We start from the raw sequence: 13072 nt of genomic DNA, 5'->3' as shown, positions 1-13072 counted from the left end.
CGAGGTTTAAAATGATGAATCGCGAATTACTAGGGCCAAGTTTATTCTTGGCGCTATTTACCCTGTACGCCGTTGTTGCATGGCAAATTCCACTTTTACCGTTTGAAGAATACGAAACGGTTACTTCTGCAACTCTACCTAAAGTATATGCCGCGTTTGGTATTGTGGTGTGTTTACTTGCTATTGCTACAACATTACTTAAACCAAGCGAAAAAGAAGCTACCGATGAAAACCTCGAAAAATCACATGTACTGCGTACTATTAGCTTATTAGTGCTAATGGTGATTTATAGCGCCATGTTAGAGCCGGTTGGGTTTTTAATTTCGACCAGTACATTTTTGTTAGCAGGCTTTTTTGTAATGGGTGAAAGGCGCAAAGGTATTTTATTATTTGCATCGATTCCGGTTGCTGTGGTGTTTTGGTTTTTAATGACTCAAGTGCTAGGTATTTACTTAGTTCCGGGCGATTTGTGGAGTTAAATTATGTTTGATGGAATTATGCTTGGTTTGTCGACCGTGCTCGACTTTAATAATTTAATGTATGTGATTGCTGGCTGCCTAGTGGGCACTTTTATTGGTATGTTACCGGGGTTAGGGCCAATTACTGCGATTGCATTAATGATCCCGATTACTTATAGCATAGGTGCCGACTCAGGCATGATTTTAATGGCAGGTGTTTATTATGGTGCCATTTTTGGTGGTTCTACTTCATCTATTTTAATTAACGCACCAGGGGTTGCGGGTACGGTGGCATCCTCCTTTGATGGCTACCCACTGGCAAAACAAGGCCATGCAGGTAAAGCATTGGCAATTGCTGCCTACTCCTCCTTTATAGGGGGCACTATCGGCGCTATATTGTTAATGGTTGCCGCACCTTTATTAGCTAAAGTATCGCTGAGTTTTCAATCACCAGATTATGTAGTGCTGATGTTTTTAGGCTTAACCGCAATTGCAGCGTTTTCTAATAAAGGACAATTTTTAAAAGCGATGATGATGACGGTATTTGGGCTAATGCTTGCTACTGTTGGCATCGATCCTTCATCGGGCACCGACCGATTTACTTTTGGCCAAGCGGACTTACTTGATGGTATTAGCTTTTTATTAGTGGCTATGGCAACCTTTGCATTAGCAGAAGCGTTAGTTAACGTAGTAAAACCAGAGAAAAAAGACGCCAAAAATATTAACGATTCAGATACGCCGCAAATAGGTTCAACTAAGTTAACTAAAAGCGAGATTAAAGAAATAGCGCCAGTGATTGGTCGCTCGTCTATTTTGGGCTTTATTGTCGGTGTGTTACCGGGCGCAGGCGCAACTATTGCAAGTTTTATGGCTTATGCAACCGAGCGCAACTTAGCACCGAAAGGCTTAAAAGAAAAATTTGGTAAAGGCTCATTACGTGGTTTAGCTGCACCCGAATCGGCTAATAATGCGGCATGTACTGGCTCATTTGTACCTTTGTTAACGCTAGGTATTCCGGGCTCAGGTACTACGGCTATTATGCTAGGGGCATTAATTGCCTATGGTATACAACCAGGGCCAATGCTTATGCAAGAAAACCCCAGTGTTTTTTGGTCTGTTATTGTTAGTATGTACTTTGGTAATATAGTGCTGCTTATTTTAAACTTACCGCTTATTCCTTACTTTGCAAAAGTATTAGCTATGCCCAAATCGGTACTCACAGTAATGATTTTGTTCTTTAGCTTAATTGGTGTGTATTTGGTGTCTTTTAATACCTTTGACTTATTTATGATGGTGGGATTTGCCTTAGTGGCGTTGGTATTACGATTATTAGCTTTTCCTATGGCACCTTTATTACTCGGTTTTATTTTGGGTGATATGATAGAACGTAATTTCCGTCGCTCTATGATGATTTCTGATGGTTCATTGAGCTTTTTATGGGATCGCCCACTTACATTGAGTATATTTGTTATTTCAATTTTAGTGCTTTTATTTCCGTTAAAAGATTACTTAATGCAGCGCCGTGCAGATAAAGCTGCGCTTCAAGAGCAGGCTTAACAGAGTCATAAAATGAAAAACACCAACCCGCTAAGCCCATTGCAACATATGGTTAAAAAACCTAAACGCCTAGAAACTCGGCTAATTATTTGGGTAACCGGTTTATGTGTATTACAAGCATTGTTGTTTGGCGCGTTGGTGTATCAGCTTACGGCGCAAAGCTTACATAGTCACATTGGCGACAAAGCATTGGCCGTTGCCAGCAGTATAGCCTCACGCGTTGATGTTATAAAAGCACTGCAAAATCCAAAAGATTTATTGGCTATTAACGAGGAAGTAGAAGAAATAAGGCAACTCACTGGAGCCGACTTTATTGTTATTGGCGATGAAAATGCATTGCGTATTGTGCATCCTGATGAAAAGAAAATTGGCAAGCGTATGGTGGGTGGCGATAGCCAAGCTGCATTAAAGGGTGAGCGCTATATTTCGCTTGCCCGTGGCAGTTTAGGAGAGTCAATTCGCGGTAAGGTGCCTGTTTATTCGAATAATAACCAAATAATAGGCTTGGTATCGGTCGGGTTTTTAGTACAGTCAATTGACCCTCTTATACGTTCTCGCAGTATTGAGATTTTAATTTGGGGCTTAGTGGTGGTGGGCTTAAGTATTGTGGTGGCTATTTATATTGGTCAGCGGGTGCGAAATGCTATTTTTGGTTTACAGCCAGATGAGATTGCGCGGTTGTTTTCAGAACAAAATGCTATTTTAAATACGGTGCGTAACGGTATAATTGCGCTCGACCCCGAGGGGAATGTACGTAAGTTGAATCAACGTGCTTGCGAAATTTTAGATAAACCTCTTGCTTATACTCACCAACCCCTCACGCTTGCTGATTTACTTCCTGAGCATGCTGAATTTTTGCTGCGTAACCAGTCACGTGAAATAGTAGGGTTTGAACTATTTGCCGCCGATAAACGAATAATATTATCGCGCTTTGCTTTGCAGGTACAAGGCCAAGCTGATGGCATTTTACTTAGTATGCGCCCCTCTGATGAACTCGAATATTTAAGCCAACAACTTACTAAAGTGCAAGCGTTTGCGGAGCTGTTAAGAGTGCAAACTCATGACTATTCAAATAAGCTCAATTTAATTGGGGCGTTAGTGCAAATGGGCAAAAATGAGCAAGCGATTGAAATTATAGGTCAAGAAAGCCAAGGATCGCAGGCGCAAATACATAACTTGTTAGAGCGAATACAAGATCCTGTGCTTGCAGGTTTGTTAGTTGGTAAATACCATAAAGCAAGAGAGTTAAATGTGGTGTTAACGCTTAACCCTGATAGCTTGCTTGGTGAAATAACTCGCAAAGATATTTTAGAGCGGGTGGTATCTATTTTAGGTAACCTAATCGACAACGCGATTGATGCGGCCATTCGAGCATCAGATACTCGTGCTGCTAAAGTGCGGGTAACGGTTGATGAAACCAGCAAAACGCTACTTTTTGATGTAGAAGATAGCGGTTTTGGTTTAGGACCTGATCATAATGTGATATTTACCCCACAATACAGCTCTAAGTCGGGGGCGGAACATGGAATTGGTTTGTATTTAGTTAAAACTAATTTAGATTCGTGCGGTGGGAGTTTAGAAATAGGTGAATCAGATCTACTGGGTGCGCGCCTCAGTGTTTATATCCCCAAATAATAAGAGTAATAAAACATGACGTACTCAGTAGTGATAGTGGAAGATGAAGTAGAGGTTGCGCAGTTATTAGCACAATATTTACTGCTACCCAATGGTGTTGCAGGAAACAACACACCCAAGCAAAGTCTCAGGCAAGGGCAGTATCAGGTAGTGGGCATTGCCGGTAACTTAGCTACGGCAAAGGCTTTGTTGCAGGCAGTTAATCCAGATTTAGTGTTACTTGATATTCATTTGCCCGACGGTAACGGCTTAGACTTATTGAGTGATTTGCGCCGCTTAAACATAAAAAGCGAAGTGATGTTGCTCACAGCGGCAAAAGAAGTGGAAATACTCGAAAAAGCAATGCAGTTAGGCGCCAGTGACTTTTTAGTAAAACCACTCATGTTAAGTAGGTTAGATCAAGCTCTGGCACGTTTTGAAGCTCGGCAACAATGTTTTTCGGCTGCTGTTGAGGTAACGCAGTCTATGGTTGATACTCTATTTGGTTCAAAAGAGCGCGTTAGCACCACAACACGCTTACCCAAAGGAGTCGACTCGCTTACCTTAAAAAAAATAATAACTGCATTTAATGAACATAAAGAAACAGCATTTACAGCTCAGCAAATGGGCGATTTAGTGGGTGTAAGCCGATCGACTGCTCGCCGATATCTAGAATATATGCTTGAAGCGGAACAGGTTAGAGCCGATCAAAGCTATGGTAGTATTGGTCGTCCAGAGCGTTGCTATAAAATATGCCAATAAAATAAAGAGTACAGAGTAAGGTAAGGCCTCATTAGGTAAATAGATCGCTCGCTCGCACTACAAAAAATAGCTATTTCAAAGGATGGATTATTTTTTTTATATAATTGGCTGCATTTTAAGCGACTTCTATGGTGATGTTCGCTTTAAGTGATGTTATACTCTGGCCGAATAATTTTTCGACTTTATTAAGAGTAAACTAATGGCAGATTTATCGAAGTACAGAAACATTGGTATTTTCGCGCACGTTGATGCGGGTAAAACTACCACCACTGAGCGTATACTAAAGCTTACTGGTAAAATCCACAAAAGTGGTGACACGCACGATGGCACATCAGTTACAGATTTCATGGATCAAGAAGCTGAGCGTGGTATTACTATTCAGTCTGCGGCTGTAAGCTGTTTCTGGAAAGATCACCGTTTTAACGTTATCGATACTCCTGGACACGTTGACTTCACTGTTGAAGTTTACCGTTCACTTAAAGTATTAGATGGCGGCATCGGTGTATTCTGTGGCTCTGGTGGTGTTGAACCACAATCAGAAACTAACTGGCGTTATGCGAATGAGTCAGGTGTAGCACGTGTTATTTTCGTAAACAAATTAGACCGTATGGGTGCTGATTTCTTCCGTGTAACTAATCAAGTACAAAAAGTACTTGGTGCAACTCCATTAATCATGACTTTACCAATCGGTAGAGAAGATGAGTTTGTTGGTGTTGTTGACGTTTTAACCAAGCAAGCATATGTTTGGGATGCGACTGGTCTTCCAGAAAACTACACTATTGAAGACGTTCCTGCAGACATGGTTGACCAAGTTGAGGAATACCATGAGTTACTTATCGAAACTGCTGTTGAGCAAGACGATGAGCTACTAGAAACGTACATGGAAGGTGTAATCCCTTCAATTGAAGATGTGAAGCGTTGTATCCGTAAAGGTACTCGTGACCTTGCTTTCTTCCCAACATACTGTGGCTCAGCATACAAAAACAAAGGTATGCAGCTTATTCTTGACGCAGTTGTTGATTACTTACCATCTCCTACAGAAGTTGATCCTCAACCTCTTATGGATGAAGAAGGTAATGAAAACGGCGAATTCGCTATCGTATCTACAGACCTACCATTTAAAGCGTTAGCATTCAAAATAATGGATGACCGTTTTGGTGCGTTAACATTCGTACGTATTTACTCAGGTAAACTAAACAAGGGTGACACTATCCTTAATGCGTTTACTGGTAAAACTGAGCGTGTTGGCCGTATGGTTGAGATGCAAGCAGATGACCGTAATGAATTAGCTAGCGCACAAGCTGGTGACATCATTGCTATCGTAGGCATGAAAAACGTGCAAACTGGTCACACATTATGTGATCCTAAGCACCCAGTAACACTTGAGCCAATGGTATTCCCAACTCCAGTAATCTCGATTGCTGTACAGCCTAAAGATAAAGGCGGTAATGAGAAAATGGGTGTTGCTATCGGTAAAATGGTTGCAGAAGATCCATCTTTCCAAGTTGAGACTGATGAAGATTCAGGCGAAACTATTCTTAAAGGAATGGGCGAGCTTCACTTAGATATCAAAGTAGATATCCTTAAGCGTACTTACGGTGTAGACCTTATTGTTGGTCAACCACAGGTTGCTTACCGTGAAACTATCACTAAAGAAATTGAAGATAGCTACACGCATAAGAAACAGTCTGGTGGTTCTGGTCAGTTCGGTAAAATTGATTACCGTATTAAGCCAGGCGAAGTTGCTTCTGGTTTCACGTTTAAATCATCTGTTGTTGGTGGTAACGTACCTAAAGAATTCTGGCCTGCAGTTGAGAAAGGCTTTAAGTCAATGATGGGCACTGGTGTTCTAGCTGGCTTCCCAGTACTTGACGTTGAAGTTGAGCTTTTTGATGGTGGCTTCCACGCAGTGGATTCATCAGCAATCGCGTTCGAAATCGCTGCTAAAGGTGCTTTCCGTCAATCTATCCCTAAAGCGGGTGCACAACTTCTTGAGCCAATCATGAAAGTTGACGTGTTCACGCCGGAAGATCATGTAGGTGACGTAATCGGTGACCTTAACCGTCGTCGTGGTATGATGAAAGACCAAGAGCCTGGTTTAACTGGCGTTCGCATTAAAGTAGACGTACCGTTATCAGAAATGTTCGGTTACATCGGTTCATTACGTACAATGACATCAGGTCGTGGTCAGTTCTCTATGGAGTTCTCACATTACGCACCATGTCCTAATAACGTTGCTGAAGCTGTAATCGCTGCAGAAAAAGAGAAAAAAGCTGCTAAGTAATTAGCACCTTAACTCTTTAAAAAAACCCGCACATGTTGCGGGTTTTTTATTGCCCATAATAAAATTGATATATTAGGGTGTGCTTATCTTTCGAGGTTAAATTTACAGCATTGCGTTTCCTTTTAAGGCTAGGTAATAACGGCGCGTAAATGCCCAGCATGCGTTAATTTGGCGTTAAATATAACGATTACAGCGAGCCCAATGAGTTATTAACTTAGCTGTGTGTATGAAAAGTTATATAGTGTGAGGAGTATTGCGATGATGTATCTAGCGTCAATTAACTTGGCCGGTTCCGCGTCAATTATCTTGGCCGGTTGACACCGAATTTTATTTGCTCTTATTGAGCGCTGTTTTGCGTCGGTAACTTTCACCTTCGCAATGAATAATCGTTGCATGATGAACCAAGCGATCGATTGCCGCGACAGTCATCGTTGAATCATCAAATAGTTCATCCCATTGTTCGAATGATTTGTTTGATGTGATGATCATGCTGTGTCGCTCATAGCGATGGGCTATCAATTCAAACAGCACACTCGTTTCCTGTTCCGTTTTTCGAACGTAACCAACGTCATCAACGATTAATAAGCTGTATTTATCGAGCTTTACAAGTTCGTCTTGCAAGCGTAAATGTCGCTTTGCTTGCTGGAGTTGTTGAACAATCGCTGACGCGGCAACAAACTTAACTTTATGGCCCTGCTCGATAAGGCCATAACCGATGCTACTGGCGATATGCGTTTTACCAAGACCACTGGCGCCAAATAACAATATATTGCCACCGTACTTCAACCAATCCGGCTGATTTATTAAATCAGCAACAAGGGGCTTACTAACCCCATCAACAAGGGTAAAGTCGAAGCTGCTAAGGTGTTTACCCACGGGCAATTTTGCATCTTTTAAAAGCCGCTGAAGGCGTTTGTCATCGCGTGTCGCAAGTTCAATATGGCACAGCTCAGATAAGTATTGCTGTGGGCTCCATTGTTCTTCTATCGCTTTTTTGCCCAGAGTATTCCACTGTTGAAGCATGGTGCTAAGCTTTAATTGTTTCAGCATTAAAGGTAACGAGGCCGTGAAGTTATCCATGTAGACCTCCCGGTATCATGCTGCTATAAGCGCTCAAGCTGTGTTGCTTTATTGTTATTGTGGGTATGTTTGATGCAATCACTAAAAATTGCGCTTCACATTCTCGGATGGCCGGTAATTGTCGCTGAGTAATTGACGCTGCTACAAATCGTCCTAATTGACGTTCACACCCACTTTGCTTCGCTAAATGGAGCAATTTCACCATGTAATAGCTCGCTTCATCCGCTAAAAGGTGGGCATTAACGTATTCCCAAATAGCTTTGTAATTGTCGCTTGGAAGTAAGTCGTCACGTAGTTGTGAGTAGCGAAATGCCAATGGTTTTTTAACCAGTGCGTCAATAACATGCAAGTAACTAATATTACGTGCACGGCATCCTTTAGAAGCATAGACACGCGCTAACGTTTGAACTAAATCGCTGCCATAGCGCAGCTCTAAACGGTTGTCATATAAACGAACAAGTAATCGGCTACCAATAAGGCGTGACGGGACGCTATAGGTAACACGTTTCAACGAAATAGTACTCGTACGTGACACCGTTAGATAATGCTCGGTGTAATTGACGCTCATCGTCCGTGGTAAAGCATGTAATTGTCGCTGCTCTACTGCGTATTTATCACTTACACGGCGATTACGGCGAGCTACAATGTCGGCAACAAACGATTCATAGACTTCTCTTGTCTGAAAGTCATAACTACCACGGATTTTTAATGCTTGCTCCAGTTGCGATTTAAGATGCCCATGAGGGCTCTCAATAGCCCCATTTTCATGCGCAATACCACGGTTATTGCGGGTCGCTTTAAAGCCATAATGGGTGACTAATTCATTAAAGCGCTCTGTAAAATCGTTATCATTAGTGTGATTACGATAGGCGGCACTCAGACTGTCTGTACGCACTTCTTTAGGCACACCGCCGGCTGCTTTAAATGCGTTTTGCACGCCATCAGAAAAAGCAGCAAAGCTTTCACCGCCGTAAATCACTTGGGCATAAGCCCAGCCACTGGCGGGCATACGATAATGAAACAACATATGCTTTAAGGGTTCACTAGCAATGGTAACGGGTGACTTCACATGTGTAAAATCACACATGCCTAATAGGCCATACTCGTGTGTTTGCAGGAATACGACCTCTTTGCTTGAGCCATACAGTGCTCGCCATTTGTGAATTCGACGCTCTAATGTACGCCGTGAGCTAGGGTTAAATTTGTCGGTGTGAAACTCGCAAAGGTGATCAAAAATTCCCACCGGAGTTAACGTTGCATCACCTTGAAGTAGAGGGACAACAATACTGTCCCAGATAGACTCAAGTGGATCTATACGCGTTCGCCATTGGCGTTTATTAGACAATGGCTGCTCATCCAGTTTATCAATGCGCCTTGCTGAACGTTCAGAAATACCTGCTTTCGCAGCCGCGATAACTTGGCTATTACGTTTTCTATGTTTCATATAAATAGTGACCTGCTGATCAGTGATTCGTGTTCCCGGCACAGTGAACTCCTCCGTTCTGCTGTACCGAACCTTATCAGATCAACCGGCCAAGATAATTGTCGCTAGACCGGCCACCGTAATTGTCGCTTAATAGATGATGCGCTATACTCCATGATATTATTGTTGAGTGGTATACCTTTGCCTATAAACGCTACTAATTTAATACAATTAATAAAAAAGGTGTAAACAGCTAATTGCCGACAATAAAAAAGGAGCTATTTGTAGCTCCTTTTTTATTTTAAAGTGTGGCGCTAGCTAAGCTTTTTAATTAGCTTTTCTTTTAGCGCTTTCATCTTTGGCGAGCGTGACTTATTAAAGCTTTGTATTGGCATGGTAACCAAGTGCTCTTTTGGCAATGCGGGTATAGTTAAAGGGTATTGCCCTGCGGTGGGTACCGAAATCTCTTTAAGGTGCACTTTAAGTGCCTCTAGCATGGTATCGTTATCTACTTCACTAGGGCAGATAAATATACCTAGCTTTCTGAGTTTAACCCCCAGTTTTATACTGCTTGAATAACGCACTATAGGTGCAGCTAGTACTAAACCTAGTAATATAGGTGATAGCCACCAAAAAAATACCGGCGTGAAGTAATACGCTGTGCTACCCCAAGCAATAGCGACCAAAGTAGAAAATAACGTATAACTAAACGCTTCTTTCCATGGCACCATACGGCCTTCTCGTGGTTGAGCATCCCACTTAACTTTTTTGCCTAAAAACACACAAACAACAAAATAAGCATGAAACACCATCATTAATGGAGCCATGACAATAGCAAAAACTGTTTCTATAATTGCGCCTAACGTAAGCTTAATAGCACCACCGAAGCGGTTTTTTCTGTGCACCAAGGTTACGATTATACCCATTAGTTTTGGTAGCAATAAAATAACAATAGTAAGATAGAGCAGAGCATCAATTAAATCGGTTTTAGCTATTTGCCAAGTAGGGAACAATTGATAAGCGCGGTTAAAATAAACGTCGCTATTTAAAGCACGTGTTACGGCATCAACCGTACTTAACGCGAGCATAAGTAACCATATTAATGACGAAATATAAGCGGTAGCGCCAAGTAAAAAGTGAAATTTGCTCATCAGCTTTAACTTTGGTGACGGGAGTAATCCAATGTGTTGAATATTACCCTGTACCCAACGTCTGTCGCGCACGGCATAATCTAAAATATTACTTGGGACTTCTTCATAGCTGCCTTCAATATCTGCAAGTAGTAATACTTCCCAATTTGCACTGTGTAGTAATGATGCTTCTACAAAGTCATGGCTGAGTATTTCACCACCAAAAGGAGCATTGCCTTTAAGTGTGGGTAAACCACAGCAGTCAATAAATGCGCTTACTCTAATTATGGCATTATGGCCCCAGTAGTTTGCTTTATCGGTTTGCCAAAATGCCGATCCTGTTGCCAGCATAGGGCTATAAAGTACCGAAGCAAACTGTAAAAAACGACCAAAAAAGGTATCTTGGCGTACCGGAATAGGAATGGTTTGAATAAGTCCTACTTGCGGGTTGTTAATCATGCTTGCCGTTAGCTCTAGCATGCATTTACCTGTCATAACGCTGTCGGCATCAAGCACAATCATATGATCGTACTGGCTTCCCCAGCGCTCACAAAAGTCGGTTAAATTACCTACTTTACGGTGTTTATTATCTTCGCGGCGACGATAAAACAACTGCTTTGATGTCTCGCCTAGGCGCTCACACAAAGCATGCCAAGCACTTAGTTCATTTTTAGCTATTGTTGGATCTTGTGTATCACTGAGTAAATAAAAATCAAAGTTGGCTAATTCCCCAGTCTCTTTTAATGACTGTAAGCTCACTTCAAAGCCTGCAATAACGCGGTGTGTATCTTCGTTATAAATAGGCATTACTATGGCAGTTTTTTGCTGAGAAAATGCCTGACTATCAAGCTTTATAGGTTTTATGCGCCTAAGGGTAAGCGGATCAATACGCAGTAACTGCAGTACAAACCCTATAGTACCACTACAAAATGCGGTAACAATCCATGCAAAGGTAATTGAAAATAATGCCAGCAAAGCATATTCAAGTGGTGTCATACCATTTGAGTTTAAAATTTCAAACATAATAGAGATGCCATACGCAGATATACCAATTGCGGCAATGGCAAATAACCAAATACGAAGTGCCTTAAAGGGCATAGATATTTTGGTGGTTTGTTTACTTGATGTCATTTGGATACCAAACATAACTCCATACCTCGCTAATTTCTTTATCATGCAGCTTTAACGATAAGCGCATGTCTACAGGTTTACCGTTTTGTGGAGCTATTTTAAAAGCAACTCGCCAGCCTAATGAATCAGGTAATTTTTGCACAGTTACATCTCTAACCTCACCCGTTGTTAATTGGATGTCGGCATTTAAATTTAACTTTTCTGAAAGCTTATTTATATCAGGCCCAGCAAAATCAACCGTAAATTGGCGATGGCTTTTAGGTGGCGGATTATCTTCACCCGGTAATGCCGCGCTACCAATGCGAGTGCGAACTGCGCGTGCCTTATCATGCTGAGTTAAGTAAGCATTAAAGGTGGTCATTTTATAGCTTAGCTTTAACGAATCGCCTGCTTTAAATGGTTTTTCAGGTACCCAGTAGCTCACTATGTTGTCGTTTGTTTCTGTATCTGTCGGTATTTCTACCAGCTCTACTCGACCATTTCCCCAGTCACCTTCAGGCTCTATCCACAGGCTAGGGCGGTTGTGATAATGCGCTTCAATATCAAAGTAATTATTAAATTCACGATCACGTTGCGCTAAGCCAAATCCCTTAGGGTTCTCGTATGAAAAAGAGGTTACGCTAAGTTGCGACGGATTATTAAGCGGACGCCAAATCCAGTTGTTATCCTGAGATTGGGTTAACAGTCCGTCTGAGTCATGCACTTCTGGGCGGTAATCGTCAAAAAACTTAGTGCTGTTTTCGCCGTGATAAAACATGCTTGTTAGTGGTGCTACGCCTAATTTTTTCACGTCTTTACGGGCAAAAATTTGCATATCTACTTTAACGCTGGTGTTGGTGGTAGGGTCAATACTAAACTTATAAGCGCCGGCAACCGATGGGCTATCAAGCAGTGCAAAAATGATAATGTTAGTTTGTTCTGGCTGTGGTTTTACTAGCCAAAACTCTTTAAACACAGGAAACTCCTCACCAGACGCTTCAGCAGTATCAATTGCTAACCCTCGCGCCGATAGGCCATACACTTGATTAGGCCCAACAACTCTAAAATAAGAAGCACCTTGAAACACCATTACTTCATCTTTGTACTCAGTGGTATTAATTGGGTAATGCAGCCTAAATCCAGCATGGCCTAATTGTTTATTGGCAACACTCTTGGCTATTTCATCTTTTAAAGGTGCTGCAGTACCATCGTACTGATAAAAGTCAGTACTAAACGGCAAACGGCTAAGTTTAGAATCGCTATCAACTGTATTAATTGTTACTGGTGTTTTATATAAAAAGCCGGGGTGAAACAACTGTAGCTCGTAAAGACCTTCACCTTTCCACATTGACTTGTCTTGTTTAAAACGAATAGAGCGATAATCTTGATACTCAATATTATTTAGCGCATCTAGCTCGATGTTTTTAGGGGCAATATACTCCTCACTCGCTAATTTTTGAGCGCGGGCGCTGATCACATCAAATAAACTGTCTTGCGGGATGGCAACGTCAAGCGTGGCGGAAAATGCTTGCTGAGCTGAAAAAACAAGAAACAAGCTAAGTAATGGTACTGAGGCTTTTTTCCATGTTGATATTAGGTGAATTGGTGCTTTCATTTTCGTTCCTTTATAAAAACATGACTTATTTTTACAGTT

The 13072-nt window shown here is 41.6% G+C and carries 9 protein-coding genes; 5 read left to right on the top strand and 4 right to left on the bottom strand.

What is annotated here, in order from left to right; translation table 11 throughout:
- Positions 1–11: 11 nt before the first annotated feature.
- The 5 genes from PNIG_RS16175 (at position 12) to fusA (ending at position 6675) form a co-directional block, all read left to right on the top strand.
- On the top strand, positions 12–479 hold the full coding sequence (locus PNIG_RS16175; protein WP_089368888.1) for a tripartite tricarboxylate transporter TctB family protein: 468 nt from the start codon (positions 12–14) through the stop codon (positions 477–479).
- Between the two features lie 3 nt (positions 480–482).
- Positions 483–2015 carry a tripartite tricarboxylate transporter permease gene (locus PNIG_RS16170; protein ID WP_089368887.1) on the top strand — a complete coding sequence of 511 codons (1533 nt, stop codon included), beginning with the start codon at positions 483–485 and terminating at the stop codon, positions 2013–2015.
- A 12-nt stretch (positions 2016–2027) separates the two neighbouring features.
- Positions 2028–3650: an ATP-binding protein gene (locus tag PNIG_RS16165; protein ID WP_089368886.1), complete on the top strand. Its 1623-nt coding sequence runs from the start codon at positions 2028–2030 to the stop codon at positions 3648–3650.
- A gap of 15 nt (positions 3651–3665) precedes the next feature.
- Entirely contained in the window at positions 3666–4391 is a 726-nt protein-coding gene (locus tag PNIG_RS16160; protein WP_089368885.1) for a response regulator, read from the top strand.
- Positions 4392–4590: 199 nt separating this feature from the next.
- Entirely contained in the window at positions 4591–6675 is a 2085-nt protein-coding gene (fusA, locus tag PNIG_RS16155; RefSeq protein WP_089368884.1) for an elongation factor G, read from the top strand.
- 327 nt (positions 6676–7002) lie between these two features.
- On the opposite strand, the gene istB is transcribed toward fusA, so the two are convergent.
- From istB to PNIG_RS16135, 4 genes are all read right to left on the bottom strand, one after another.
- A complete protein-coding gene (gene istB, locus PNIG_RS16150; protein WP_089368257.1) occupies positions 7003–7755 on the bottom strand; it encodes an IS21-like element helper ATPase IstB in 753 nt (250 codons plus the stop codon).
- Positions 7748–9241, bottom strand: coding sequence for an IS21 family transposase (gene istA / locus PNIG_RS16145; protein ID WP_089368256.1), 1494 nt, complete (start codon positions 9239–9241; stop codon positions 7748–7750). Before istA ends, istB begins: the two co-directional genes overlap by 8 nt.
- Before the next feature lie 251 nt (positions 9242–9492).
- Positions 9493–11454, bottom strand: a complete 1962-nt coding sequence (mdoH, locus tag PNIG_RS16140) for a glucans biosynthesis glucosyltransferase MdoH (protein WP_089368883.1) — start codon at positions 11452–11454, stop codon at positions 9493–9495.
- Entirely contained in the window at positions 11426–13033 is a 1608-nt protein-coding gene (locus PNIG_RS16135) for a glucan biosynthesis protein G (RefSeq protein ID WP_089368882.1), read from the bottom strand. Before PNIG_RS16135 ends, mdoH begins: the two co-directional genes overlap by 29 nt.
- Positions 13034–13072 lie beyond the last annotated feature (39 nt).

The sequence above is a fragment of the Pseudoalteromonas nigrifaciens genome (assembly GCF_002221505.1).
GTDB lineage: Bacteria > Pseudomonadota > Gammaproteobacteria > Enterobacterales > Alteromonadaceae > Pseudoalteromonas > Pseudoalteromonas nigrifaciens.
This window is presented reverse-complemented; position numbering and strand designations above follow the sequence as displayed.